At 39.4% G+C, this 26,862-nt stretch carries 24 protein-coding genes, 1 rRNA gene, 1 riboswitch and 1 other annotated feature; of the genes, 10 read left to right on the top strand and 15 right to left on the bottom strand.

Annotated elements, in window-relative coordinates:
* Positions 1-62 (bottom strand): 16S ribosomal RNA (locus JOC34_RS15330); the annotation flags it as partial.
* Positions 63-472: 410 nt separating this feature from the next.
* Positions 473-781 carry a rhodanese-like domain-containing protein gene (locus JOC34_RS15325; protein ID WP_205137636.1) on the bottom strand — a complete coding sequence of 103 codons (309 nt, stop codon included), beginning with the start codon at positions 779-781 and terminating at the stop codon, positions 473-475.
* Between the two features lie 108 nt (positions 782-889).
* Between JOC34_RS15325 and JOC34_RS15320 the strand changes: the two genes are divergently transcribed.
* Positions 890-1,651, top strand: coding sequence for a hypothetical protein (locus tag JOC34_RS15320; protein ID WP_205137635.1), 762 nt, complete (start codon positions 890-892; stop codon positions 1,649-1,651).
* Between the two features lie 54 nt (positions 1,652-1,705).
* On the opposite strand, the gene leuS is transcribed toward JOC34_RS15320, so the two are convergent.
* On the bottom strand, positions 1,706-4,120 hold the full coding sequence (gene leuS, locus JOC34_RS15315; RefSeq protein ID WP_205137634.1) for a leucine--tRNA ligase: 2,415 nt from the start codon (positions 4,118-4,120) through the stop codon (positions 1,706-1,708).
* Between the two features lie 52 nt (positions 4,121-4,172).
* Positions 4,173-4,388, bottom strand: a binding site (T-box leader).
* A gap of 126 nt (positions 4,389-4,514) precedes the next feature.
* On the opposite strand from leuS, the gene mnmM reads away from it, so the two are divergent.
* Positions 4,515-5,084 (top strand): tRNA 5-(aminomethyl)-2-thiouridylate-methyltransferase MnmM, encoded by a 570-nt coding sequence (mnmM, locus tag JOC34_RS15310; protein WP_205137633.1) that lies wholly within the window; start codon positions 4,515-4,517, stop codon positions 5,082-5,084.
* Between the two features lie 20 nt (positions 5,085-5,104).
* On the opposite strand, the gene JOC34_RS15305 is transcribed toward mnmM, so the two are convergent.
* On the bottom strand, positions 5,105-6,172 hold the full coding sequence (locus JOC34_RS15305; protein WP_338062686.1) for a tetraprenyl-beta-curcumene synthase family protein: 1,068 nt from the start codon (positions 6,170-6,172) through the stop codon (positions 5,105-5,107).
* A 120-nt stretch (positions 6,173-6,292) separates the two neighbouring features.
* On the opposite strand from JOC34_RS15305, the gene JOC34_RS15300 reads away from it, so the two are divergent.
* Complete coding sequence (locus JOC34_RS15300) at positions 6,293-6,808, top strand: gamma carbonic anhydrase (RefSeq protein WP_205137632.1); 516 nt, start codon at positions 6,293-6,295, stop codon at positions 6,806-6,808.
* 124 nt (positions 6,809-6,932) lie between these two features.
* On the opposite strand, the gene metK is transcribed toward JOC34_RS15300, so the two are convergent.
* Positions 6,933-8,135 (bottom strand): methionine adenosyltransferase, encoded by a 1,203-nt coding sequence (metK, locus tag JOC34_RS15295; protein WP_205137631.1) that lies wholly within the window; start codon positions 8,133-8,135, stop codon positions 6,933-6,935.
* A gap of 133 nt (positions 8,136-8,268) precedes the next feature.
* A riboswitch (SAM riboswitch) is annotated at positions 8,269-8,381 on the bottom strand.
* 214 nt (positions 8,382-8,595) lie between these two features.
* Between metK and pckA the strand changes: the two genes are divergently transcribed.
* The 4 genes from pckA to JOC34_RS15275 all read left to right on the top strand — a co-directional run bounded on the left by pckA (position 8,596) and on the right by JOC34_RS15275 (position 13,002).
* A complete protein-coding gene (gene pckA, locus JOC34_RS15290) occupies positions 8,596-10,182 on the top strand; it encodes a phosphoenolpyruvate carboxykinase (ATP) (RefSeq protein ID WP_205137630.1) in 1,587 nt (528 codons plus the stop codon).
* A 228-nt stretch (positions 10,183-10,410) separates the two neighbouring features.
* A complete protein-coding gene (locus JOC34_RS15285) occupies positions 10,411-11,388 on the top strand; it encodes an ABC transporter substrate-binding protein (protein WP_205137660.1) in 978 nt (325 codons plus the stop codon).
* A gap of 16 nt (positions 11,389-11,404) precedes the next feature.
* The gene (locus JOC34_RS15280; protein WP_205137629.1) at positions 11,405-12,199 is read left to right on the top strand and encodes an ABC transporter ATP-binding protein; all 795 of its coding nucleotides are present in this window, start codon (positions 11,405-11,407) and stop codon (positions 12,197-12,199) included.
* A complete protein-coding gene (locus JOC34_RS15275; protein WP_205137628.1) occupies positions 12,196-13,002 on the top strand; it encodes an ABC transporter permease in 807 nt (268 codons plus the stop codon). Before JOC34_RS15280 ends, JOC34_RS15275 begins: the two co-directional genes overlap by 4 nt.
* 42 nt (positions 13,003-13,044) lie before the next feature.
* Here JOC34_RS15275 and ytkD read toward each other — a convergent pair whose 3' ends face one another.
* The 5 genes from ytkD to JOC34_RS15250 all read right to left on the bottom strand — a co-directional run bounded on the left by ytkD (position 13,045) and on the right by JOC34_RS15250 (position 16,535).
* Positions 13,045-13,515, bottom strand: a complete 471-nt coding sequence (gene ytkD / locus JOC34_RS15270; protein WP_205137627.1) for an RNA deprotection pyrophosphohydrolase — start codon at positions 13,513-13,515, stop codon at positions 13,045-13,047.
* A gap of 31 nt (positions 13,516-13,546) precedes the next feature.
* Positions 13,547-14,044 carry a hypothetical protein gene (locus tag JOC34_RS15265; protein ID WP_205137626.1) on the bottom strand — a complete coding sequence of 166 codons (498 nt, stop codon included), beginning with the start codon at positions 14,042-14,044 and terminating at the stop codon, positions 13,547-13,549.
* Between the two features lie 171 nt (positions 14,045-14,215).
* Positions 14,216-14,521: a hydrolase gene (locus tag JOC34_RS15260; RefSeq protein WP_205137625.1), complete on the bottom strand. Its 306-nt coding sequence runs from the start codon at positions 14,519-14,521 to the stop codon at positions 14,216-14,218.
* Between the two features lie 120 nt (positions 14,522-14,641).
* Positions 14,642-15,469 carry an ABC transporter ATP-binding protein gene (locus JOC34_RS15255; RefSeq protein WP_205137624.1) on the bottom strand — a complete coding sequence of 276 codons (828 nt, stop codon included), beginning with the start codon at positions 15,467-15,469 and terminating at the stop codon, positions 14,642-14,644.
* Between the two features lie 109 nt (positions 15,470-15,578).
* Positions 15,579-16,535 carry an iron-hydroxamate ABC transporter substrate-binding protein gene (locus tag JOC34_RS15250; RefSeq protein ID WP_205137623.1) on the bottom strand — a complete coding sequence of 319 codons (957 nt, stop codon included), beginning with the start codon at positions 16,533-16,535 and terminating at the stop codon, positions 15,579-15,581.
* Between the two features lie 169 nt (positions 16,536-16,704).
* On the opposite strand from JOC34_RS15250, the gene JOC34_RS15245 reads away from it, so the two are divergent.
* Genes JOC34_RS15245 through JOC34_RS15235 form a run of 3 tightly spaced genes read left to right on the top strand, consistent with a single transcriptional unit; the run spans position 16,705 to position 19,768 of the window.
* Positions 16,705-17,718, top strand: a complete 1,014-nt coding sequence (locus JOC34_RS15245) for a FecCD family ABC transporter permease (RefSeq protein WP_205137622.1) — start codon at positions 16,705-16,707, stop codon at positions 17,716-17,718.
* Entirely contained in the window at positions 17,718-18,737 is a 1,020-nt protein-coding gene (locus JOC34_RS15240; protein WP_205137621.1) for a FecCD family ABC transporter permease, read from the top strand. Before JOC34_RS15245 ends, JOC34_RS15240 begins: the two co-directional genes overlap by 1 nt.
* 17 nt (positions 18,738-18,754) lie before the next feature.
* On the top strand, positions 18,755-19,768 hold the full coding sequence (locus tag JOC34_RS15235) for an NAD(P)/FAD-dependent oxidoreductase (RefSeq protein WP_205137620.1): 1,014 nt from the start codon (positions 18,755-18,757) through the stop codon (positions 19,766-19,768).
* Positions 19,769-20,235: 467 nt separating this feature from the next.
* On the opposite strand, the gene JOC34_RS15230 is transcribed toward JOC34_RS15235, so the two are convergent.
* The 5 genes from JOC34_RS15230 to menD all read right to left on the bottom strand — a co-directional run bounded on the left by JOC34_RS15230 (position 20,236) and on the right by menD (position 26,861).
* Positions 20,236-21,798, bottom strand: a complete 1,563-nt coding sequence (locus JOC34_RS15230) for a mechanosensitive ion channel (RefSeq protein ID WP_239544464.1) — start codon at positions 21,796-21,798, stop codon at positions 20,236-20,238.
* A 101-nt stretch (positions 21,799-21,899) separates the two neighbouring features.
* Complete coding sequence (locus tag JOC34_RS15225; protein ID WP_205137619.1) at positions 21,900-23,348, bottom strand: o-succinylbenzoate--CoA ligase; 1,449 nt, start codon at positions 23,346-23,348, stop codon at positions 21,900-21,902.
* 101 nt (positions 23,349-23,449) lie between these two features.
* Positions 23,450-24,268 carry a 1,4-dihydroxy-2-naphthoyl-CoA synthase gene (menB, locus tag JOC34_RS15220; RefSeq protein WP_205137618.1) on the bottom strand — a complete coding sequence of 273 codons (819 nt, stop codon included), beginning with the start codon at positions 24,266-24,268 and terminating at the stop codon, positions 23,450-23,452.
* A 48-nt stretch (positions 24,269-24,316) separates the two neighbouring features.
* Positions 24,317-25,117 (bottom strand): 2-succinyl-6-hydroxy-2,4-cyclohexadiene-1-carboxylate synthase, encoded by an 801-nt coding sequence (gene menH, locus JOC34_RS15215; protein ID WP_239544461.1) that lies wholly within the window; start codon positions 25,115-25,117, stop codon positions 24,317-24,319.
* A gap of 4 nt (positions 25,118-25,121) precedes the next feature.
* Positions 25,122-26,861 (bottom strand): 2-succinyl-5-enolpyruvyl-6-hydroxy-3-cyclohexene-1-carboxylic-acid synthase, encoded by a 1,740-nt coding sequence (menD, locus tag JOC34_RS15210; protein WP_205137617.1) that lies wholly within the window; start codon positions 26,859-26,861, stop codon positions 25,122-25,124.
* Between the last annotated feature and the right edge of the window lies 1 nt (position 26,862).

The raw sequence follows: 26,862 nt of genomic DNA, 5'->3' as shown, positions 1-26,862 counted from the left end.
ACTTGCATGTATTAGGCACGCCGCCAGCGTTCATCCTGAGCCAAGATCAAACTCTCCAAAAAAGTGTTTGAAATAGAATCGACACCAATCGACTCCATCAATTGTCTTAGCTTGTTACTTGTTCATCTAAAGGCAAACCTTTAGATGTTCGAAAAACAGTCTCTGTTTTTCTTGACATACTGGTTGTTTTGTTCAGTTTTCAAGGAGCAAATGTTTTGCGCCGCCTCAAATTTGCGACTTGATTAATATAACATAATCGCTACTATGCTGTCAACAACATTTTTAAACGTATTTTCCTTCTGTTTCAACAGCATAGTAATTATAGCATTTTACATAAAAGATGTCAATTAAACATTTTATATCAAATTGCAAGAATTTCAATGCCATTAACGGCGTTTTTTCAGCAAGATTTATATTACAGCGTTCTTATAATAAAGTCAACGTTAATTTTCCCTGTTGCTTGAATAACTGGTTAACTGATTACTTCGCCTTCCCAGTTAAGCATTCCGCCTGTCATGTTGGAAACATTAAAGCCCTGTTCTTGCATATAAGTAGCAGCTTTCATACTTCTCCCACCAGATCTGCAAACAAATACGTAATGGTTATTCTTATCTAACTCCTCTTTTGCTTCAGGAACAGTTTGTAATGGAATATGTTTCGCTCCTTCAATCATTCCTTGTGCTACTTCTTCATCCTCACGTACATCGATCACAACAAGATTTTTATCATCTTTCATCATTTGTTCTAAGTCATTAGGTTGAATTTCATTTATATGATCCATCTTTATCATCCTTTTCATTACTATTTACAAGTAATGATACTTTTTTTATGCATAGCATGCAACTATCTGGCACATTATAATGTTACCTAATTAAATGGAGCGATTGACATGAAATATTTCTTATCTGTGCTGATTTTTCTATCTTCATTATATTTTTATGCTGATTATACAGCTGCCTCCGAAAAAGATTCTCATTCTGAAGCAACTTTAATCGAAACCTATCAGGCGGATGTGACTGGTAACGGGCAAAATGAGGAGATCAAATTGAAAGGAACACGGTTCTCTAACGATACAAATTACTACCAGGATATATGGATCGAAATTACAGATGATCATAATAAACATTGGAAAGTTAATTATGGAGGCGGATATGAACCAACACTTAAATTTATAGACCTGAATAATGATCAGGTCAGTGATATACTTTATCAAAGTGCTAATGATAAAAATAACAATTTAAATAATTATCAGCTTCACACATTAAATAACGGACAATTGAATGAGGTTTCATTGCCTGAACAGTTATATATTGATGGGAAATTCATGGATGACTACCACGTTCAAGTGAAAATTTCACCTGACAGCAAACCAATAGATATGAATGTAAAAGACCGAGCCGAAACATATATCCACCAAGGGATATATGATGAACAAGGTAAATTATTAAAGTCTACACCCATTTTGATTGATCCGATTGCTGCTTTTGATCCATTTATAATAAGCGAAAGCAAAGGGTATGGACTGAAAAGTTATAAGCAGATCAATGGCGGTTACCAGAATGATCAACTGGGTACGGTTGAAACAACTTGGTATTTCGAAGATAATGATTGGATTATTTTACAATCGGAATGGGTCCCGGCAGATGAATAGGATAGTAAACAAAATGGACCATGCCCGTAATTACAGGCGTGGTCCATTTTTTGTTTAATTTGCTACGATATTAACTAATTTGCCAGGGACAACGATTACTTTCCGAATCGTTTTTCCCGTGATCCATTCTTGAATATGTTCATTATCAAGTGCCAATTTCTCAAGATCTTCTTTAGAAATATCTTTAGATACATTTATTTTCGCACGAACTTTGCCCATTACCTGAACAACGATCTCAACTTCATCTTCTACTAACTTACTTTCATCGAATGTAGGCCATACTTCATAACTGATCGTTTTAGCATTTCCCAGTAGATGCCATAGCTCTTCCGAAACATGAGGCGCAATTGGTGAAAGCAATTTAACAAAGCCCTCTACATACTGTTTTGGAATTTCATTCGCCTTATATCCTTCATTAATAAACACCATCATTTGTGAAATTGCTGTATTAAAATGCAAGTTATCAAAATCGGTTGTAACTTTTTTAACCGTTTCATGATATGCCTTCTCAAGTGAACCGTCATTTGCTTCTGTTACTTTTTCGGATAGTGTACCATCTTCATTTACAAGTAGGCGCCATACCCGATCAAGAAAACGTCTTGCACCATCTAGCCCATTGGTTGACCAAGCTACTGAAGCGTCCAATGGCCCCATAAACATTTCATAAAGACGCAGTGTATCTGCACCGTGAGATACAACGATATCATCTGGGTTAACCACATTCCCTTTTGATTTACTCATTTTTTCATTACCTTCTCCAAGAATCATCCCTTGATTAAATAGTTTTTGGAAAGGTTCTTTTGTCGGCACAACACCAATATCATAAAGGAATTTATGCCAGAAGCGTGCATACAACAGATGGAGTACCGCATGCTCCGCCCCACCAATATAGATATTGATTGGCAACCATTCTTTTAATAGTTCTGGATCTGCTAATTGTTCCGTATTGTCTGGATCAATAAAGCGCAGGAAGTACCAGCAGCTACCCGCCCATTGTGGCATGGTGTTCGTTTCACGACGTCCCTTCATACCTGTCTTAGGATCAACGACATTGACCCATTCCGGACTATTGGCTAGGGGTGATTCACCTGTACCCGATGGCTTGATCTCTGTCATTACCGGTAATTCAACTGGAAGATCCTCTTCAGCCACTGCAGTCATTGTGCCGTCTTCCCAGTGAATAATCGGGATCGGCTCTCCCCAGTAACGTTGACGCGCAAACAACCAGTCACGCAGACGATAGGTAATTTTCTTCTCACCTTTACCGTTTGACTCCAACCACTCGATCATTTGTGTGATTGCTGTATCCTTATCCAGTCCATCTAGGAATCCAGAATTAACATGCTCTCCGTCACCAACATATACTTCCTTGGTAACATCGCCACCAGCAACGACTTCAATAATTGGCAATTCAAACTTTGTTGCAAAATCATAGTCTCGTTCATCGTGTGCTGGAACCGCCATAATCGCCCCTGTTCCATAAGACATCAATACATAATCAGCAACCCAGATCGGTATTTTTTTATTGTTCACCGGATTGATTGCATATGCCCCAGTAAATACACCACTCTTATCTTTTGCCAAGTCTGTGCGTTCCAAATCTGATTTTGTTTGTACTTTATGCAAATAAGCATTAACCGCTTCACGCTGCCCATCAGTAACAATTTCTTTCACAAACGGATGTTCAGGTGCTAAAACGGTATAGGTTGCACCGAATAATGTATCCGGTCTTGTCGTAAACACCGTAAATGTTTCTTCATGCCCATCAATATTAAATGTTACTTCCGCACCTTCAGATTTTCCAATCCAATTGCGTTGCATATCTTTGATACTTTCTGGCCAATCTAGATCTTCCAGATCATCAAGCAGGCGATCCGCGTAAGCTGTTATTTTCAGCATCCATTGTCTCATTGGTTTGCGAACAACTGGATGATCTCCGCGTTCACTTTTGCCATCGATTACTTCTTCATTCGCAAGAACGGTACCTAAGGCAGGACACCAATTAACTGCCACCTCGTCCGTATAGGCAAGACCTTTTTCAAACAGTTTTGTAAAAATCCACTGTGTCCATTTATAATAGTTCGGGTCCATCGTACTTATTTCCCGATCCCAGTCATAGGAAAAACCGAGTTCTTGAATTTGCCGTTTAAATGTGGCAATATTTTTTTTCGTAAATGCTTCCGGACTATTTCCGGTATCCAGTGCGTATTGTTCTGCCGGTAAGCCAAAAGCATCCCAGCCCATTGGGTGGAGTACTTCATAACCTTGCATGCGCTTCATTCGGGAAATAATATCTGTCGCCGTATATCCTTCAGGATGCCCGACATGTAAACCGGCCCCGGACGGATATGGGAACATATCTAATGCATATACCTTTTCTTTTGTTGAATACGTATCTGTTTTAAATGTTTTATTTTCTATCCAATGCTTTTGCCATTTCTGTTCTACTTTCTGATGATCAAAACTCATAACAGTTCCTCCCTAACACAATATATTAGATAAAAAAGCCTCCCATCCCTATAGAAGGGACGAGAAGCTATATTTCCCGCGGTACCACCCAAATTAACGCATACACTTGCGCTCGCTTGTATCCTTAACGCGGATAGACGACAGAAACTACTAAAGTTCATTCCCGTAACGTTAAAGGGGAGTTCGTAATCCTTCAGTAGCAGTTTTCACCAGCCACTGCCTCTCTATACCTGAAATAATTATTACTAGTCCTTCGCAAAGTCGTTGTATTATCTATTTCGAATTGTAATGAAACGCAAGAACTTTGTCAAGCAGTGCTTGGGGACTGTCCCCGAAATACGATTCGTGCTAAAATAAATCTATCTTAGAATTCAGTTAGGAGTCCTTATTTAAAATGCTTAGAGGAATATTAAATTTTGCACATCATCTGCTTGAAGATTCGGTCATGGATGGAGATATCGTAATTGACGCCACATGCGGCAATGGGAATGACACGTTGTTCTTAAGTGAGCTTGTCGGAGAAAACGGAAGTGTGCTCGCTTTTGACATTCAATCCCAAGCGATCGCGGCCACAAAAGAAGCACTATTAAATAATGAGCAGGATAACGTATCACTGATCCATGATAGTCATGAAAATATCATTGACTATCTCCCAGATACGATGAACAAGAAAATTGGCGGTGCTATCTTTAACTTGGGGTATTTGCCCAAAAGTGATAAATCAATTATCACAAACGGATATTCTACGATTATTGCAATGGACACGATCTTAAGCTTTTTAAAAAAGAATGGTCTTATTGTTATCGTCGTGTACCACGGTCATGAAGGTGGAAAACATGAAAAAGATGCCCTTTTAAAACATGTGATTCATCTGGATCAAAAGAAGTTCAGTGTATTACAATACGGATTTATTAATCAAAAAAACAATCCGCCATTTATCTTAGCTATCCAAAAAAAGATCTAAACATCAAACCCGGTTACCACTTAACCGGGTTTGATTTTATAGTAAAATTTTGTATTCCAATGAAAAAACCTTGCTTTATAACCACTTATCTTGAGCATTTCTTTTTTCATTTCATGACTTCCTTCAATATGATTTACCTTAGCATCTCCTAAATATAGCCCTACTAATCCTTTAATAACCATTTCATGAAATCCGCTGTCGGGAAGTTTTTGCACCTGTTTATTTGCTTTTTCAATAAAAAAAAGCAAACGTTCCTGCATTTTCTGCTGTGTTGGATAATAGCTACAAAAGTTTAAATCCGCTTCTAGCATATCTTCCTGCTGATCAATATAATAATCCAACAGGATATGTAACCCCTGTACATAGGGAAAATAACTCTGATATACTTTTTCCGTTAACCCGTCCATTATCCTCCCGCCTAATGCATAGCAAACAAGACAAAAGATCCCCAACGTTGAGCCGGCAGCCGCAGAGAATTCATACCAACTTAATGTTGGTACCACTTGTTTATGATCGTTAAACCAATTTGTTAATCTTGGAACACGCTCCGCTACTTTCACATGCTTATGCACTTGTAAATCCTTGTACATCCCTTCCAATTGCAACAAATCGTTTTGAAAAGTCCCATATTCATCAAGTTCCCCCAGGGTTGCTTGACAGGTTTGCACAAGATCTGCTAGGTAATTGCCATCCTCTTGATCCTCGCGTAATAAATAATAATTTTGTAGCTTACTATCTGGTGTTAATGCATCATTCATGGCTTGGTGCAATAAAGAGAAATCTGCTGGATCCATCGATGTGCTGCGATCACAAAGATTATCCAGATAATCACTGATCGTTTGATAGGCAACAATAAATCGTACCGCTTCTTTCCATCTCTTTCCTGCAAGTAATGCATACACACCGCCCCCTTGACAATGAAATCGTTTTGTTTCAATACTGGCAAGCGCTTGACCCCGCAACTCCTTATTCGGAATTTCCTCAGCACGGGATTTCCAATAGGTTAATTCATTATTTACCTCCGGAAAGATCTTCCGATAGACGATCGACATGAGCTTGAAAGCTGATTTCGGTGTTTTTTTACTCACAACAGACCCTCCGTTCTGAAAGTTACATTTAAATTCATCAATTCAAAGGCGTTCACCTCTATAGCTTGGTGACACAATGTTATACTATTATTATCACCAATAACTTCAAGGGGGATACAAATGATACATTCCTATAAAGGGTTTAAACCTGATATTCACGAAACAGCATTTATCGCAAACGATGTAACGATTACTGGAGATGTAACAATTGACGAACTAACTAGCATCTGGCCACAAACAGTAATCCGTGGTGATGTTGCGCCAACACGCATCGGCAAACGAGTCAGCATCCAGGACCTGTCCATGCTCCACCAAAGCCCAAATACACCGCTTATCATTGAGAACGATGTAACGGTCGGTCACCAGGTAACACTACATTCTGCGACGATTAGAAAAAATGCACTCATTGGCATGGGCTCTATTATATTAGACGGTGCAGAAATTGGCGAAAATGCCTTTATCGGTGCTGGTAGTCTGGTACCCCCGGGTAAAAAGATACCCCCGAATACACTCGCATTTGGTAGCCCTGTGAAAGTCGTACGCGATTTAACAGAAGCCGATTATGCCGAAATGGAACGCGTCCGAACATCCTATGTAGAAAAAGGACAGTATTATAAGAAAAATACAGATTTATAGCCGGAGCTGGACGCGGCTCACTATATCGCGAACAAAACAATGCCAAATCTTATATACTTTCTATCTACACAAAAGGGGATTCCAGTTTTAACTGTATCCCCTTTTTTATATTATTAAATATTACTTATTCAGCTGTTACCAGTGCATTTAATTCCGCTATTTTATCTGTCTTCTCCCACGGGAATAACACATCTTTCCTGCCAAAATGACCATAGGCAGCAGTTTTTTGAAAGATTGGTTTTTGCAAATCAAGCATTTGAATGATACCAGCTGGACGAAGATCAAATAACTCGCGAACAGCCTTTACCAACACCTCTTCACGCACTACACTAGTGTCAAAAGTATTGATAGCAATCGATACAGGTTCAGAAACTCCGATCGCATAGGCTAACTGAACTTCACACGTTTTCGCAATCCCTGCTGCAACAATGTTCTTCGCAACATATCGTGCTGCATATGCTGCAGAACGGTCCACTTTAGTCGCGTCTTTTCCACTAAACGCACCGCCACCATGCCGGGCATATCCACCATAGGTATCAACAATAATTTTACGACCAGTTAACCCCACATCACCCTGTGGTCCGCCAATTACAAACCGACCTGTTGGGTTAATAAAATACTTTGTTTTATCATCGAGTAGATTCTTTGGGACGATTGGACGGACGACATGTTCAATCAAATCCTTTTCAATCTGGTCGGTTGTAATGTCCTCGCGATGCTGGGCAGAGATAACAATCGTATCAATACGAATTGGCTGATCATATTCGTCATATTCGATGGTTACTTGTGTTTTCCCATCAGGTCGTAAATAATCCAAGATACGTTCTTTCCGAACATCTGTTAAGCGTTTAGCTAGATTATGTGCTAACGAAATTGCCAGTGGCATTAACTCATCCGTTTCATCACACGCGTAACCAAACATTAATCCTTGGTCGCCCGCACCAATCTCTGCTATTTCTTCTTCCTTTAACTTTGCCTGCCGGGACTCTAATGCAGTATCTACCCCACCTGCAATATCTGGTGATTGTTCATCAATTGCTGTGAGCACTGCGCAAGTCTCCGCGTCAAAGCCATATTTCGCACGTGTATATCCAATATCTTTAATGGTCTGTCTCACAATTGCCGGGATATCCACATAGGTACTTGTTGATATTTCCCCCGCAACGAGAACCATTCCTGTTGTTACAGTCGTTTCACACGCAACCCGAGCACGTGGATCCTTTTTTAAGATTTCATCCAGAATGGCATCCGATATTTGGTCGGACATTTTGTCCGGGTGTCCTTCCGTTACTGATTCAGATGTAAATAAACGACGATTTGCAGCCATTGGCTAAATCCTCCCTTTGAAATTGTGTTACGGAACTCTGTTATCAATCTATGTTTATATTATTCAAAGCAGCAAAATAAAATAAAAAAAGCCCTTCCTACAATCATGAGGAAAGGGGGTTTATGGCCTTTCGCTCTTATTGTTCAAGGAATAAAATAGTCCTTGCACCAGGTTAGCACCTTTTCACATAATGTGATGGTTGCTGGGTTTCATTGGGTCTGTCCCTCCACCGACTCTGAATAAGAGAGTATCCGTTCGCAGTTTAGCTTAACGAAACAGCGCTTATATGTCAACCTTTTTATCAAAAATGGGCGCCTCGTAAATGAATTGTTATATATTAATTTGCCAATTAGTATGGACTATTGATTTCAATGTGTTATACTGATAATCAGATTAAAACAAATAATGATGGTGAGTTAGCACTTTCCATAATAAAACATCTAAAAAGGCAGGTTATATTATGAAAACCGTGGAGAGATCTTTAATGAAAGAACTTTATGCGCATCCTCATTTACAAAAGAATTTATCCGTGTCCCGATTAGTCGAGTCAATATTATCACGTAAAGAAGGTCTGTTAACTGCTACAGGAGCCATTCGCGCGACAACAGGTAAATATACTGGCAGATCACCAAAAGATAAATTTATTGTTCATGATGAAGTTTGTGAGCAATATGTTAACTGGGGCGCTGTCAACCAATCGATTGATGAAACATCTTTTGAAGGGCTGTATAAAAAAGTAGTCGATCATCTAAAGGAAAAAGATGAGATCTATCAATTTCAGGGATTTGCCGGTGCGGATTCAGATTATCGTCTACCCATTCAAGTGATTAACGAATATGCTTGGCATAATTTATTTTCCAATCAATTATTTATTACACCAACGGCAGTGGAACTGGATAAACACCAAGCGGAATTTACCGTTGTTTCTGCTCCTTCATTTAAAGCAGATCCAGCGATAGATGGAACCAATTCGGAAGCATTTGTTATCATTTCCTTTAAAAAACGGATCATTTTGATTGGTGGTACGGAGTATGCTGGGGAAATTAAAAAATCAATTTTTTCTGTGATGAATTATTTACTTCCGCGTCGCAATATTTTAACCATGCATTGTTCTGCTAACGTGGGAAAAGAAGGTGATGTGGCCTTGTTCTTCGGCTTATCAGGCACAGGAAAAACAACTTTATCTGCTGATCCCTACCGAAAATTAATTGGTGATGATGAACATGCATGGAGCCCGAATGGTGTCTTCAATATCGAGGGAGGTTGCTATGCAAAATGTATTAATCTCTCACAGGAAAAAGAACCAACGATTTATAATGCAATTGGGTTCGGCACTGTATTGGAGAATGTAAGTATTGATGAAGAATCGCGATTACCGAACTATGATGACACGTCTCTGACAGAAAACACACGTGCGGCCTATCAGTTGGAAAACATCGATAACATTGTATCACCTAGTATTGCTGGACACCCAAATACCATCATTTTTTTAACAGCGGATGCATCAGGAACACTGCCACCGATTAGTAAGTTATCGAAAGAGCAGGCAATGTATCACTTCCTAAGCGGCTATACCAGTAAATTAGCTGGAACTGAAAGAGGCGTAACAGAACCTGAAGCAACTTTTTCAGCTTGCTTTGGTTCCCCATTCTTACCGTTAGCACCATCAACCTACGCAGAAATGCTAGGTGAAAAGATTGATCAGCATGATTCTAATGTATTTCTAATTAATACTGGCTGGACTGGTGGGTCCTATGGTATTGGTGAACGCATGAAACTATCTTATACACGCGCAATGGTTCACTCTGCTTTGGAGGGAGAACTAAATCAAACGGAAACAACCAAGGATGCTATATTTGGCTTAGAAATACCTACACATGTACCTGGTGTCCCTGATAAAGTACTTGTACCAAAAAATACTTGGGACAATAAAGATGCTTATGATCAGGCAGCCAAATCACTTGCTGTAAAGTTCCATGATAACTTCCAAAAATTCACACACGCAAGTGAAGCTATTAAGCAAGCAGGTCCATCATTTAAAGGTTAATGATTTTGTAGTCCTCATCCCAAAAGGATTTAATATATTAAAGCGAAAGTCTTTTACGCTAACGAACGACCGCCAGTATGGTGGTCGTTTTTTTATGCATTGATAAAGTGAAACTTCCACATATATTCCCGCCCCTTCGTCTAGGCATTCACACATTTTTTAAATCTAGCATAAACTGTGTTGAAATACGATAACATGCAAGCGAAAGGAACGAATGCCGTGAAAAAGATGAAGTATTTTGCACTATTTATAGGTGTTCTGCTCATAACGCTCTCAGGTTGCAAATCAAATGAAGTAAGCAACATCAAACTGGCAGAGGTTACCCGTTCCCTATTTTACACACCACAGTATGTTGCTATAGAAAAAGGTTTTTTTGCTGACGAAGGGTTGGATGTCGAATTGCAAACAACCTGGGGTGGCGACAAGACCATGACAGCCCTTTTATCTGACAATGCAGATATCGCCCTTGTTGGCTCGGAAACTTCGATCTATGTTCATGGTCAGGATTCCAAGGATTACGCCATTAATTTTGCACAGCTTACACAAACAGACGGAACTTTTTTAGTAGCAAAGGAAGCGGACCCGGAATTCACTTGGGATAAAGTCAGGGATAGCACTTTCTTGGGCCAACGGAAAGGTGGTATGCCACAAATGGTTGGAGAATACGTACTGAAACAACACGATATTGACCCTCAAGCAGATTTAAATCTTTTGCAAAACATTGATTTTGCAAATATTCCCGGTGCTTTCGTTTCGGGTGATTCACAATATGTCCAGCTATTCGAACCAACTGCAAGTATTTTTGAAAAAGAAGGAAAAGGTCACATTGTTGCATCATTTGGCGAAGAATCCGGTCATGTCCCCTACACCGTGTTTATGACAAAGCAGAGTTATATCGATAAAAATGAAGCAGAGGTAAAGAAATTCACCAAAGCAATCTATGAAGCACAACAGTGGGTACAGGAAAACAGTGCAGAAGATATTGCTGAAGTGATCCATCCTTTTTTTGAGGATACAGATGTAGATATTATCGCTGCCTCTATCGAACGTTATAAAAATCAGGATTCATTTGCAACAGATCCAATTTTAGGCGAAGAGGAATGGGATAACCTCAAAGATATTATGGATGAAGCCGGGGAGCTTCCTGAGGATGTTCCTTACGAAGATTTAGTAAACACGAAATATGCGGAAGAAGTTAGTAAATAACTAAGGAGGAGATAAATTGTCATTTCTAACCTTAGATCATGTTTCCCATCACTATTTTTCAAAGGATTCTTATACCAAAGCAATTGACGATATCTCTTTATCGATCGAAGAAGGCGAATTCGTCTCCTTGCTTGGTCCCAGCGGCTGTGGAAAATCAACCATTCTCTCTATCATTGCTGGTATTATGAAGCAAACCGCTGGCAAGGTCCTATTACAAGACCAGTTGATTACCGATTCGAAAATACCAATCGGCTATATGCTGCAGCAGGATTATTTATTTCCTTGGAAGACCATTTTAAATAATGTACTGCTCGGCCCGAAGATTTATGACACCAATTCTGAAGAGACAAAAACGCGTGCGTTGGAGTTACTTGACGAGGTTGGTCTGCACGATGTTGCTAATCAGCATCCGGGAGCCTTATCCGGTGGTATGCGTCAGCGCGCAGCACTTGTAAGAACATTAATCAACGATCCTAAAATCATGCTATTGGATGAACCTTTTTCAGCACTTGATTACCAAACAAAGTTAAGGCTGGAAGATTTAGTGTCGCTTCAGATTAAAACCTATCATAAAACAACCATTTTAGTTACACACGACATCGGTGAAGCTATCGCCATGAGTGATCGGATTTTTATTATGCATGCGAATCCCGGTTCGATTGATAAAGTTTTCGAAGTACCGATTGAATTACGGAATGAAACGCCATTTCTTGTTCGCAGACATCCTAAATACCAAATTATCTTTGATAAAGTATGGGATGTATTAAGTAAAAAGGAAACTGATTCAAAGGTGGTGCCACCAACATCATGAAACAAAAATCTGACCATCACCTTTTTGTAGCTTATAAACGACAACTATCCCATGAAAAAAAGGTTGTTCTACTCTGGCAGTTCAGTATTTTAATCCTATTCATTGGCTTATGGGAAATAGCCAGCAGATTTTATTGGATTGATCCGCTATTATTCAGCTCACCGTCAAGGATTATACAATTACTTATCCAAAAACTGACTGATGGATCGATTATCACCCATGTTGAATTTACGCTGTTTGAAACCATTTTAGGGTTTATTATTGGAACCGCTGGTGGAATCATCATCGCAACATTGTTATGGTCTTCCCGACGATTCTCCAACGTCATGGATCCTTATTTAGTAATCATGAATGCCATGCCGAAAGTTGCGCTTGGGCCCATTATTATTGTAGCGCTTGGCCCTGGGCTTGTATCGATTATTACCATGGGAGCGATCATATCTGTCATTATTACATCGTTGGTCGTATATTCCGCTTTTAACGAAGTGGACCCCAATTATGAGAAAGTATTAAAAAGCTTTGGTGCCTCAAGATGGCAATGCTTTAAAGAAGCTATTTTTCCAGCAACGATACCTGCAATCATTTCCACATTTAAAGTGAATGTTGGCTTGTCATGGGTCGGGGTTATTGTTGGTGAATTTCTCGTCTCTAAGCAAGGGTTAGGCTATTTAATCATTTACGGTTTTCAAGTATTCGACTTTTCGTTGGTCATGGCCAGCCTGGTCCTGATCGCCATATTTGCAGCCATCATGTACAAAGTTGTAGAAAAAATAGAAGCATGGCTCATTAAGCATTCGACGTAAAAAATAAAATCGCCTATTTGTTCACATTTTAGGCGATTTTACTTATTTATAGGTCGTTTTTATGAAGTTCATACAGTATTCCAGTACATCATCTTTCATAATAAAGCTATATAAACTATTATACCTGACGTTAGCGGGTAGTTGCTTCAGTAAAACAGGACCTTCTGTTTCATAATAAGTATTCTGTTTGGTCAATTCATCTATATTGGCGAAATAGACATTTTTGATTACTGTATCGCTTTTTCCCGCAACATAATATTGCGCAATATAATCGATTGAATCAATATGCCCGCCAGTCTCTTCCATGACCTCACGAATTGCAGCTTGTTTTGCAGTTTCCCCTATTTCCACCTTCCCCCCGGGAAATTCTAATCCTCTTTCTTTGTGGCTGGTCAAAAGCCAACGATTGTTATGTTTACAAATGATCAGCACGTGCTTGGGGCTTTTTGAAAATGGATGGTCATCAAAGGAGAGCTTTACTTTGTTATTATAATAATCTTTAAATATCTTCAATTTGTTCAACTGCCTTTTTCTTCCGTTCCTATTATTGAATGGTGAGATTTGTTATTTTCCATTCTTGCTCATAGGAAAAGTCTAGTGTGATGGTGTATGTTCCATGTAGAAGCGTATTATTTGTTTGTTCTACTTGTACCTTGTTATTATCCAGTTGTTTGATTGTGTACTTATTTTCTTTTATAAACCATGGTGGTGTTTCCGTCGGTAAAATATACAGCCCATCCGCTTTCTCATCATAATAGTAGTCTACATAGTCTGCTGCCACATCTCTTATTGTAACCTCTTCAAAAGCCGTAAGCAATGCTTCCTTTGTATTATAGTTTTTAACTTTATAATTGGGGTCTGCTTCCTGGACCAATATATCCATAAATTGATCCGTCACGCCTTCAATCTGCTCGTGTGTTAGCTCATGATTTGCTTGCTCCTCCTCTTCTGCGTCAACCTTGCTAACTGCTGATACTATCTGCACCCCATTTACCAGAAAGAGAATCATGCCAATGGTAATGACCCATTTCACACTTTTCATTTATGTTTTCCTCCTATTTGTGGGATCCGTATATGTTATTATACTATTCCTTTATCTTAATAGAAGTAAACCTATTTAGCAGAAACATAAGCCCTGTTGCATTCGTTATCCGCCCTCTTATCAGCGTATATAAAATAAGCTGCTTTTTTACAAGCAGCTTACATTTTAAATCTAGAGCACATCCATACTGTTTATATGTGCTTTTGTTTCTTCATCACCTAGATCATATATCATTTGAAAAGCTTCTGTCAGATTGGAATCATAGTCATCATTGGCTTTATCATTGTGATAAGACCAAATAGGTATGTGTGCCCGAAAGAATGACCGAAAGCTGGCATGATTCATATTATCCATTTTAGCCCGTAATAATTGAGCATCCTCCTCTGTAGCATAAATAATAAAATCCTCATTATTATCATACTTTAATTGCGAAATTTCACCTGAACCGACATTAACATAATACTTTTTCCTTCCCATAAGACACCTCCTCCCCTTAATTTGGCTATTCTGGGCAGAAGCATGTATGGAAAAGGATATTTATTTTTACAAAACAAAAAACCCATTCATCATTCAATGGATTTTCGCTTTTTTAGACTGTTATACAACGCTGCTCTGTTTGCTTCTTTGATTCGCAAACAAACAACGTCCTTTACCATGTGGGATACACATTGGCGTACCAAACATCGGATCAAATGTTACATCACATTTCATTTCAAAGACACCATGCATTAAATTGCACGTAACAATCTCTTCTGGTTTACCTTGCGCAAATATCTTTTTGTCTTTGATCGCTACAATATGGTGCGCATACCGACAGGCGAGGTTTATATCATGTAAAACCATCACGATCGTTCTGCCTTCTTTTTCATTTAAATCAAATAACAAATCAAGTACTTCAATTTGATATGTCATATCTAAGTACGTTGTCGGTTCATCTAATAATATCGTGTCCGTTTCCTGTGCGAGTGTCATGGCTATCCATGCCCGTTGCCGCTGCCCACCAGATAATGAGTCAACTGCGCGATCCTTTAGCGCAAGCATATTTGTGGATTCAAGTGCATGTGTCACAGCATATTCATCGTCATTTGACCACTGCTTAAAGAAACCACGGTATGGATATCTTCCTTGTTTAACAAGCTCCATCACTGTCAAGCCCTCTGGCGTTACGGGACCTTGCGGCAGAATGGATAACTTCTTCGCAACATCTTTTGTGCCCATTTTAGCGATATCTTCCCCATTTAAAACGACGTCGCCACCTTTAGGTTTTAACAGACGGGCTAAAGAACGTAATAATGTAGATTTACCACAACCGTTCCCGCCAATAAATATAGTGATCTCGCCTTTAGGTATTGTTATATTTAAATCATCGATGATTATATCTTCTCCATAACCAAGCGTCAGATCATTCGCCGCTAGTGTTTGCATTGGAATCTCTCCCTATACGTACATACTTTTATTATATGTCTGTATGTTTCACATCATTAACTACATTTTATTGCCTTTTTACTTAATAGTCAATGATAATCGTTTTCAATTAATCCACTAATGCATCGACCAGGTCATCAATTGTTTGTTTTGAAGCGTGTAACCCTATATTCGTCCAGTTACTGCTATCTTCCAAGTGATAAACATGATCGTTTTTTACTGCTGGAGTACTTTGCCATACCGAACTGTTATCTAACGTGTCAAGACCTTTTTCATTCTCATCAGCGAGCAAAAATACATGATCTGCATCCAACTCGGAAAGTTTTTCAATCGAAATCGGATTCCATTCTTCCCCAGCTTCACCTAATTCCTCAACAAGTTTTGGTACTTTAATACCTAATTCAGAATAAAGCACTTTAGCACTGTGGCGATTTTCTTCAAACAAAAAGAACTTATCTCCTGTGACCCAAATTGCCGCTACCGATTCATCTCCAATTGCATCCTTTAAAACGTCGCTGCCATCGGCAACTTTTTCTTCATAGTCGCTTAATATGTCTTCCGCCTGATCTTCTTTACCTAATATTTTCCCAAAGACGTCAATTTGTTTGCGCCAATCTTCTGTCGTTTCTTTTGTCATGACATAGGTTGGCGCAATTTTGTTATAATCCTCGTAGGTACCCTCGTATCCGTCCATATTATTTTCTAAAATAATCAGATCCGGTTCGTACTCAAGCATTTGTTCTAAAGGAAGGTTCCATTCAATGGTAGGGACATCTTTCAAATCTGATTCTAAATAATCCTGGACGCTTTCGCCGATCGACCATTTAGCAACAGGAGTAACACCGAACGCCAATAATGAATCTTCGTGGAATGACGCAATAACTTTTTTGGGATTTTTGGGGATGGTTACTTCGCCCATTTCTGAATCTAACACCAGATCTTTCTGATCTTCCTTGTTAGATTCCGATTCTGACGTTGTATCATCTTTTCCGCAAGCAGATATGACTAACAATAAACCAATCATTGTAATGAAAAAAAACAGTCGTTTTCTATGATTTAAATTCATATGTATTTCCCCTTTATGTTATAATGTTGTTCCAATGGTAATGATAATCATTTTCAATTGTAAAGTCAATGTCATTTTAATCACTTAGAGGGATATTAAAAAGCGATGTCCCGCTCACTTATTGCTAAAATAATTACTAATCCAGATAGTAAAGAAATTGGAGTAAACAATGTTATCAATTATTAATCATTCAAAAACCTTAAAAACAATTATTATCGCTCTGGCACTACTTGCTGTACCAGTTTCAATTGCTTTTTCTGTTTCCTTTGGTGCAGTAGATATAGATCTTTCCACAGTATGGCAGGCGGTATTTCATTTCAATCAGGATATAACTTCCCATCAAGTTATACAAGAGCTAAGAATGCCCCGCGCAATCTCAGCTGCATTGGTAGGTGCTTCCCTTGCAGTTTCGGGAGCCATTATGCAAGGGATGACCCGGAACCCTTTAGCCTCCCCATCGATTATGGGGGTGACAGACGGGGCTGCTTTTGCTCTTGTTCTGATGCTCGCATTTTTCCCGGCAGTATCAAATCTTGGATTAACCTTAGCAGCTCTCATTGGCGCAGGAGTTGCCGTCGTTCTTGTATTTCTTATCGGCTCACTGTCTACCAGTGGACTAACACCCGTTAAACTTGCACTCGCCGGGGTTGCGATTGGAACCATGTTGCGGTCCGTATCTTCCTTGATTTCATTGCATTTTCAACTAGAGAAGGAAATGGGCTTTTGGTTAGCTGGCGGACTGGCTGGTACCAGCTGGACATCCGTGAAGATACTTCTCCTATTAGGTATCATTGGCTTATTTTTTTCACTGATAATTTCTCGCTCCATCACCGTACTCAGTCTGGGGGATGACATTGCGACCGGATTAGGGCAAAATAATTTGATCATTAAGATCATCGGTATTCTTGCTGTCCTCATCTTAACTGGTTCTGCCGTGTCCATTGCAGGAGCAGTTGGTTTCGTCGGACTTATTGTCCCACATATTACTCGGTTTATTATGGGGACAGATTATCGCTGGATTATCCCGGCATCAGCAGTATTTGGAGCACTTTTACTTATATTGTCTGACATTACATCCAGATTAATCAATGCACCTTTTGAAACACCTGTAGGAGCCATTACTTCACTGATTGGCGTCCCTTTCTTTCTTTACTTGGCGCGTAATAGTGGGGGTGGAAAATAATGCATATGCTCAAGTTTATCAAACAGAGAAAGTTTATGTCGATTATCATCCTGTTGATCCTATTGATCATTGGATGGTTTTTCGTTAGTTTAAGTACCGGCGTTATCCAAATTGCACCAGGAGATGTATTAAAAACATTGTTTAACAACGGAACAGATAGACAAAAACTCATTCTATTTAACTTTCGTTTGCCAGGAATTTTACTTGCTATCCTGATTGGTGCAGGGTTAGCGGTATCCGGAGTGATTCTACAGGGAATCACACAAAACGAGCTTGCTGATCCAGGCATTCTCGGAATCAATACTGGGGCAGGCCTTGCCGTCGTATTATTTCTTTTCTTTTTCCGTGATAGTCTGGATACGGCAAGTACATTATCTATTTACATGATGCCCTTATTTGCATTAATTGGAGCGGTTGGTGCAGCAGCACTAATCTATGTTTTAGCTTGGAATAAAGGTGTGAACCCGATCAGACTCGTTTTAGTTGGAATTGGGATCAATGCCGGATTCAGTGCTGCACTTGTTATCTTTCAGTTAAAAATGAACCCGCAGGACTATAGGCAAGCAACCGTTTGGCTAACCGGGGATATCTGGAGTGCAAATTGGAACTTTGTATTTGCTTTATTACCATGGATACTTTTACTGATCCCGTTTGCCTTACATAAGGCAAATGCTTTGAATGCCCTAAACCTTGGTGATAGTGTTGCATCCGGATTAGGCTCACATGTAGAAAAAGAAAGGATGATCCTGCTATTAACTGCAGTGGCACTCGCGGGTGCTTGTGTGGCAGCAGGAGGCGGTATTGCTTTTCTCGGCTTGGTCGTTCCGCACATCGCCAGGAAAATAATTGGACCAATGCATCAATATATCATCCCTATTTCGGCACTTATCGGCGCATTACTCTTAATGGTCGCCGACACTGTCAGTAAGAACTTATTGGCAACAGATATCCCGGTGGGAATTGTTGTATCTATTTTAAGTGTGCCGTATTTTGTATATTTACTGATGAAAACGAAATAACACTGGAGGTGCTTTTTATGTCAAAACAACTAGAGTTATATGATGTTACGATTATCGGAGGAGGATCTGCAGGATTATTTACTGCATTTTATAGTGGCATGCGGGAAATGAAAACAAAAGTAATTGAATTTCTCCCATTCCTTGGTGGAAAGATCCCTTATTTCTATCCAGATAAAATCATCCGCGATATCGGTGGTATTCCCCAAATATCGGGTGAAAAATTAACCGAACAATTGGATGAACAGGCAAGAACTTTTGACCCAACCATCATATTGCAGGAACAGGTCGTTGGCGTAGAAAAATTGGAAGATGGTAATTTTATCTTAACAAGCAGCAATGGCGCTAAACACTTTACAAAGACAATTATATTAGCAACAGGATTCGGTACACTAAAATCTGTTAAGCTGGAACTTCCCGAAGCCGCAGATTATGAAGGTAAAAGCCTACATTATACCATTAAAAAACTGGATTATTATAAAGGGAAGCACGTACTTATATCTGGTGGCGGAAATTCTGCTGTGGATTGGGCTAATGAATTGGAGCCAATTGCGGACAAAGTATCACTTGTATATCGTAAATCCACCTTCCCAGGAATAGAAAGTAATGTAACTAAAATGATGAACTCTTCTGTAGAGGTATATAAACCATATAATCTAGTTGAACTGAAGGGGAAAAATGGACATGTTTCCAGTGTTATGGTTCAACAAGTTGATAATCAGCAATTGACGGAGATCCCTATCGATAATCTGATTGTTAATCATGGATTCCATATTGATCTTGGGCCAATTACCGACTGGGGTATGAAAATGAATGATGGAACGATTCATGTAGATGACTCCATGTCAACATCCATTCCTGGAATATTTGCTGTTGGAGATATCGCAAACTATCCAAATAAGTTATCATTGATTGCTGGTGGTTTCAATGAAGGTCCTATCGCAGTTAATCATGCTAAACTACATATCGCCCCCAATGATGAGCTAAAAACAATATTTTCGACAAACTATGAACCATTAGTAGAACGAGAGTGAAAAAAAGGATGCAGCAAAAGTTTTTATACTTTGCTGCATCCTTTTTTCTATCGCTCTTTTCGTAACTTTTGTTGCTTTTTAATTCTCGTATTTGATAGAAACTGCGATGTAAGAGCTAGTTGTTTTCCAAAGACGTGTTCTATTGTTACCGTCCGGGATCGATCCGGGCTGGTGAAGCTATTTATGGAAAAACGCTTTGTCATTTCATCCGGCTTATTCACAAAAGTAAATAGCAATTGTTTAATCAAGCAATGAATATGATAAAGTTGCAAAGCATAACATCAGCAAAGGAAATACACGAAGACTCCTGCGGGAAAGCGAAGACGATGAGACCCCACAGTGAGCGTTCTTTGCGATCGAGGAGACTCAGCGCGAGCCCGCGGAAAGCGTAGTGTATTTCCGGAGCGGTATGTTACATCGCAATATTTTAATTTTGTGTCAAAAACAAAGCCTTTTTCTATACTTGTTTACAGTTCGTCATGGTTGTCTGTATTATTTCGTTCTGATCTGTTTTCATTAACTTTTGTTTCATCGATCGTGTTATCAAATTTGCGTAAGTACTTGCTAGCAAAATCTTTTCCACCAAGTCCAAACGCCAAACCAAATGCCAGTGCTACACCACCAAGAATAAGGATAAATGCTGAACTAACAATCGTTGTAGCAATCCCTAATTGTGTCAGTGCCATAAAGACAGATAACACGATAATCGCGTATTTAGCAAATCCTGCCAGAACGTTAGTAGCTGGTCCTGTCAATAAATTACGCAGTACTTTTTCGACAATGTTAGCCAGAATTAGCGCTACACCCAAAATCAATACAGCCGCTAGAACCTGTGGCAAGTAAGCTGTAATTGCGGATGCGATGCCAACAAGGAAATCAAGTTGTACCACATACAACGCTTGTACGACTAAGAAGAAGACAATCAATACTTGGATAACATACCCTACCAACGTTGAAGCTGTCATCTTACCTTCAGCAGGTGCTTTACTTCCAATATTCATTTTCGATGTTAAACGATCGAAGCCAAGTTTTTGTAAGTAACTTTGAACAAACTCACCAATAAATTTACCTAGCCATACACCAACCAGGATTAATGCAATAGCAATCAGGATATTTGGAATCATATCCATCGCCGTATGCAACATACCAATTGCCGGCTCTGTAATTCCTCTTAATTCCAGTTTTTCTAATGCCGCAATTGTAATGGGAATCAGGATAATAATGAATACAAGATTTCCAACAAATGCTGCTAAACTTGTTCCTTCAAAGACTTTTTTCAATTTCAGGCGTTCGGTAAGTTTTTCTGAACCTGCAGCCTGTAGTAAATTAACAACAATATTTTTGATAATCTTTGCTACGAACCAACCAACAACAAAAATAATTGCAGCAGCTAGTAACTTAGGTATAAACGCCAAGATCGTTGTTAACAACCCACTGAATGGCTGCGCTACCCCAGCTATGTTCAATGCATCAAGTACACCTGGGATAAATAGCAATAGGATTAAATAAAATGCTACTTTACCGAGTTTCTCCATTAAGCTATTAATTTCTTCTTCTGTTTTGGCGACTTTCATTTTAAAGAACAAATGTGATAGATTAAGCTTCTTTGTTCCTTTCACAATCAACCACTGTACCACAGTTGCCAGTGCCCAAGCTAAGAGCAGAATCAAGCCAGCTTTTAATACTGCAGGTATAAAGTTAAAGAATGTTGATACTAAATCAGAAAGCGGGTTGGCAATCATATCTAGGTTCAACACGTTGAAAAATAAAATGAATACCATTAACAGTAGTATGTAATAAACTACCTTGCCAATAATTTTTTCAGCATTAATCGGCTTGTCACGCTCATTTGTCCGAAATTTACTGAAATACTTTTCATCTAAATTCGTCTTTCCTACTGCCTTTTCAATCGCATTACTAATTGCTTTAGCAATAAGCCACCCTACTAATAATACAATTAATGCGACGATGAAATTTTGTACGCCTTGCATAAAACTGGATGTGAAATAATCATCCATAAAATTCCCCATAAAAAATATCTCCCTTCGTAGTTGTATACTTCATATACCTTAAACAGAAAAATTCTAAACCTTATTTTACGTTTTTCTGTTCATTCGTCATCATATACAGATTAAATCCATTTCGCAAGGGACTTTCTGACTAGTTTATTGGAAGCGTTCCTAGGCAAACCGTCAACAAAATAAATATCTTTTGGTAATTTATATTTCGCTAGGTATTTTTCAGCATAGCGAATAATTTCCACTGCTGAAACGGTCCCCCTCACTACAACAAAGGCAACTGGAACCTGACCCCACATTTCATCATCTTTTCCGGTAACACCTACCTCTTTAATTTGTTTCATCCCGGATAGGACACTTTCAATTTCGGACGGATAAATATTTTCACCACCGGAAATAATTAAATCATTTCTTCGATCAACCACATATAGGAACCCATCACCATCCATATAACCTAAATCGCCCGTTGCTAGCCAACCAGATTTGATCGATTGTTTCGTAGCTGCTTCATTCTTAAAATATCCCTTTGTAACCATTGGACCCTTCACATGTATTTCTCCAACGGTATCATCTCCTGGATTGCTAATGCTTAATTGTGCCGGAAACAGGGGTTTCCCCGCAGATCCGATTTTTTCAAGTGCGTGCAGTGGACTTAGTGTTACGATTTGTGATGTAGTTTCTGTCATCCCGTATGATTGAAATACAGGAATATGGTTTTGCTTCGCTTTTTCTAATAATGGCACAGGGGCGGAACCTCCTCCAAGCAACATGCAGCGAAATGCTTTCGGATATTGTTTATTATCAAGTGAGTCGATTAATCGTTGAACCATCACCGTAACAACAGAGGCAATCGTCACACCCTTATTGATAATTGCATCATGAACAACCGCCTCTGCAAACTTTTCTACTAAAAAGACTGGCATACCATAAATAACACTTTTTATCAAAATCGATAAGCCGCTAATATGAAAAAGTGGCAAAACTGCTAACCATTTATCCTGTTCACTTAAACCTAAATTTAATGCCGATCCCATCGCACTCCACCAATGATTCCCATATGTATGGATAACACCTTTAGGAAACCCAGTCGTCCCTGAAGTATATAAAATAGTAAAAGTATCTGCTAAGTCTATTTCCGTCCGTAATGCTACTTCTTTTTCAGTTAATAATTCCACATCTGTAAAAGTTTTAACTGGCACTGGCAGTTCCATGTTCCTTGTTGATTGAGCCAATGATTCACAAGTTAAAACCATCGCTACTTCCGCATCATCAATCTGGTAGGTTAATTCAGCCTTCGTCAATTTCGTATTTAACATGACAGACACCGCGCCAAGATAGCTCAACGCATGAATTGCAATTACCATGGATACATTGTTTGTTGAACGAATCCCGATATGTGTACCTTGTGTAACACTCAAACTAGCTAGTTTTTTTGCCAATTGCTGGCTTTGTTCTTTTAACTGTAAAAAAGTGATCTCGTCTCCGTTTTCCATCTCAATTGCTATGTGGTTTGGTTTAAGTTCTGCTTGCTTTGTTAACCAGTGTGGGATTATTTCTGCCATTTGTCTTCACTCCTTAGAATCGTTGCTGGAACTTCCCGCTTCATAGAATAGAAGAACCCTTGCTTGTTGATCAGCAAAGGTTCTCATTCATTAATTTATGATCACGGAAAACGCGGGAACTTTTTGAAATCCGGTTTTCTTTTCTCCTTGAAGGCGTCTCTTCCTTCTTTTGCTTCGTCAGTTGTATAATAAAGCAATGTAGCATCTCCACCCATTTGCTGTAAACCTGCTAATCCATCTGTATCTGCATTGAAGGATGCTTTTAGGAAACGTAATGCTGTTGGTGATTTTTCTAAAATTTCCTCACACCATTGGATCGTTTCTTCTTCTAATTTTTCTAATGGTACAACTGTGTTGACCATCCCCATTTCATACGCCTCATCCGCACCATATTGACGGCATAGATACCAAATTTCACGAGCGCGTTTATGTCCAACCATTCGAGCCAGATAGCCAGCACCATAGCCAGCATCAAAGCTTCCTACTTTTGGTCCAGTTTGACCGAAAATTGCATTGTCTGCGGCTATTGTTAAATCACAAACCACATGCAGGACATGTCCACCACCAATCGCATAGCCGGAAACCATTGCAATTACTGGTTTTGGTATCGTACGGATCAAACGTTGTAAATCAAGCACGTTCAGACGGGGCACATGGTCTTCACCAACATATCCACCATGACCTCTTACAGATTGGTCACCACCGGAACAAAATGCTTTATCTCCCGCACCCGCAAGAACAACAACACCGATGGAAGAATCATCGCGTGCATCTGCAAAAGCATCAATCATTTCGTTGACCGTTAATGGTGTAAACGCATTTCGTTTTTCTGGACGATTCATTGTTACCTTCGCAATTCCGTTATATTTTTCATAAATAATTTCCTCATAGTCTCTTACCTTTTCCCATTGTACTGACATTTTCTTCCTCCTCCTGATTGATTGCCATGTTTGTACAGCAACCATCAATTATGTAGTTAATATAAACCCAGTTACTATTCTACCAAAGATTTCGGATTGTTCCACATGAATTGCATGTCCCGACTGTTCAATGATTTCTAATGTACTATTTGGAAGTCGTGTATTCATGGACCGATTAATTTGTATAAATTTATCATCATAGGCTCCTGCCAGTAGTAAAACAGGAATGTTCAGGCGATGGAGATCATTCCACCAGGACGGTTGCTTACCCGTCCCCATCGAACGAAGCGAGTCTGAGAGCCCCTGTTCAGATTGGGCCAGTCGTTCAGCTCGAATCACTTGCTGTAATGATGTTGGTAGGAGCTTTTGTGAGGCAAACAATGGAATCCCCTCCCAGAACTCAACAAAAGCATCCAATCCTTCTGTTTCAATTCTCCGAGCGAGCTTTTCATCTTTCTCAACTCGCAAATCCTGTTCTTCCAAAGTTACTAAGCCTGGTGAAGCACTTTCCAGAATCAATGATTTCACCTGTCCCGGATACATCATAGCAAAGGAAAGTGCCGTTCTTCCTCCCATCGAATAGCCAAGCAAATGGAATTTATCCAACTGTAAATGATCAAGTAATTCTTTTAAATCCTCACAGCAATCCTCCATGCTTCTCGGTGAAGATACATCGGTTTTTCCGTGACCCGGTAAATCTACCGTGATGATCTGCAAATTTTCTTCCTGCTTGTTTATAAATTGCTTCCATGTTGCTGTACTTCCTGTAAATCCGTGCAACATAACAAGCGGAACACCATCCCCGTGAATTTCGTACCAATAGGTAGCGTCCTTTATCGTGTAATACAAACGATCATTCCTCACGCATTAATATTTCTTGTTCAATTGCCTGCCACTTCTTCTTGTGCCAATCCACGTTGTCGCTTCTATCTGTTTGTACCTCAATTACAGACAAACCTTGGTAATTGTAGCAATCTTTGAGCATTGCTTTTAACGCTGTTTCATTATTTGCAATAGCGTACTTACCACCATACATGGCAATCACATGCTTAAAATCAATATCTAAAGGTGTACCGAATAATGCTTCAAAATGATTCTTATCTGACGCTTGTGATAAGAAGGAAAAAATCCCACCACCATTATTATTGATTAATAAAATGGTGATATTCAGCTGATAGTGCTTTGCTGCGAGTAAGCCATTTAAATCATGGAAGAAGGACAAATCTCCCAGCAATAACGTGACCGGTTTCCCAGCTGCTGCAGCCCCTATACCACTGGAAACCATGCCATCAATTCCATTTGCGCCACGATTAGCCAAAATGGTCATGTCTTTTTCGGTAGTCATGAAGAACGTATCAACATCCCTGATTGCCATGCTGTTTCCGACATATAAACTACTTTCTTCAGGAAGTACCTCTAATAATCCTCTTACAGCTTCCCCTTCCGTAATTTGCTTCTCAGCTTCGCCAAGCAAATGCTTTTTAGCAATTCGATTCATCTGTTGCCATTTTCCTAGCCAAGTTGCTTCTGTATTACATTTTTTTGTTGTGTCAACCAGGTCCTTACAGAGCGGGATTGGATCCGCAAAAATAAATTCAGTTACATTGCCCGTTGGCTCTCGAAAACCTGTATGATTTTCCACAATAAATTGCATCGCATCCTGATGTTCCTTCACATAAAAAAGGTACGGTTTGGATACTGGCATCGCCCCAAAACGTAAAATGAAATCTGGTTTTAATCTTTTCCTGATTGTTTCACTTTTTAGAAAGGCATCATATCCTTCGATAATATGATCTTTGGCATGTTTTCCCGACCGAATTTGTGACAGTGGATCTGCTAAGATCGGTAAGCCCCAGGACACGGCAAGGTCGACAACCGCTTCAGCAAAAGCATCTTCCACTTGCGGTCCACAAACAATAACCCCTTTTCGCTTATCCTGTAATTTTTTAACTAGGGATAGCAATTGTTCTTCAGCCAATTGTTTCCTGCCATCAAGTGTCGGAGTACTCGATTTTTGGCTTGCTTCTCCCCATAGATGATCTAATGAAAAGTCGGGATTAAGTGGTTCGCGAAAAGGAAAATTCAGATGAATTGGGCCGGGATTCCCCTCCTGTGCCATGTAAAAGGCTCTCGCTGCTTTGTTTCTCACATACTGAAGCATAGATGGCGAGCTTTCAGGCAATGCCATTTCTTGAAACCATTTCACATAATCCCCGTATAATTTAATTTGTTCAATCGCTTGTGGCGCGCCAACATCCCTTAATTCATGGGGGCGGTCAGCTGTAAGAATGATAAGTGGCACCCGACTGTAGTGTGCTTCTACAATCGCTGGAAAATAATTTGCTGCTGCAGTGCCTGAAGTACATACAAGCGCAACCGGATGCTTTGTTTGCTTAGCAATTCCCAACGCAAAAAAGGCCGCAGAACGCTCATCGATAATGACCCATTCCTTGATATCCGGATGTTCAGTAAAGGTCAATGCAAGTGGAGTTGAACGCGATCCAGGAGAAATTACGACATTTGTTAATCCGTTTTTTATCAGTTCATCCACGAAATTCGCTGTATAGCGTGTTAGTATCTCTGTATGGTTCATG

It is taken from the genome of Virgibacillus halotolerans (assembly GCF_016908515.1).
GTDB classification, from domain to species: domain Bacteria; phylum Bacillota; class Bacilli; order Bacillales; family Amphibacillaceae; genus Virgibacillus_M; species Virgibacillus_M halotolerans.
This window is presented reverse-complemented; position numbering and strand designations above follow the sequence as displayed.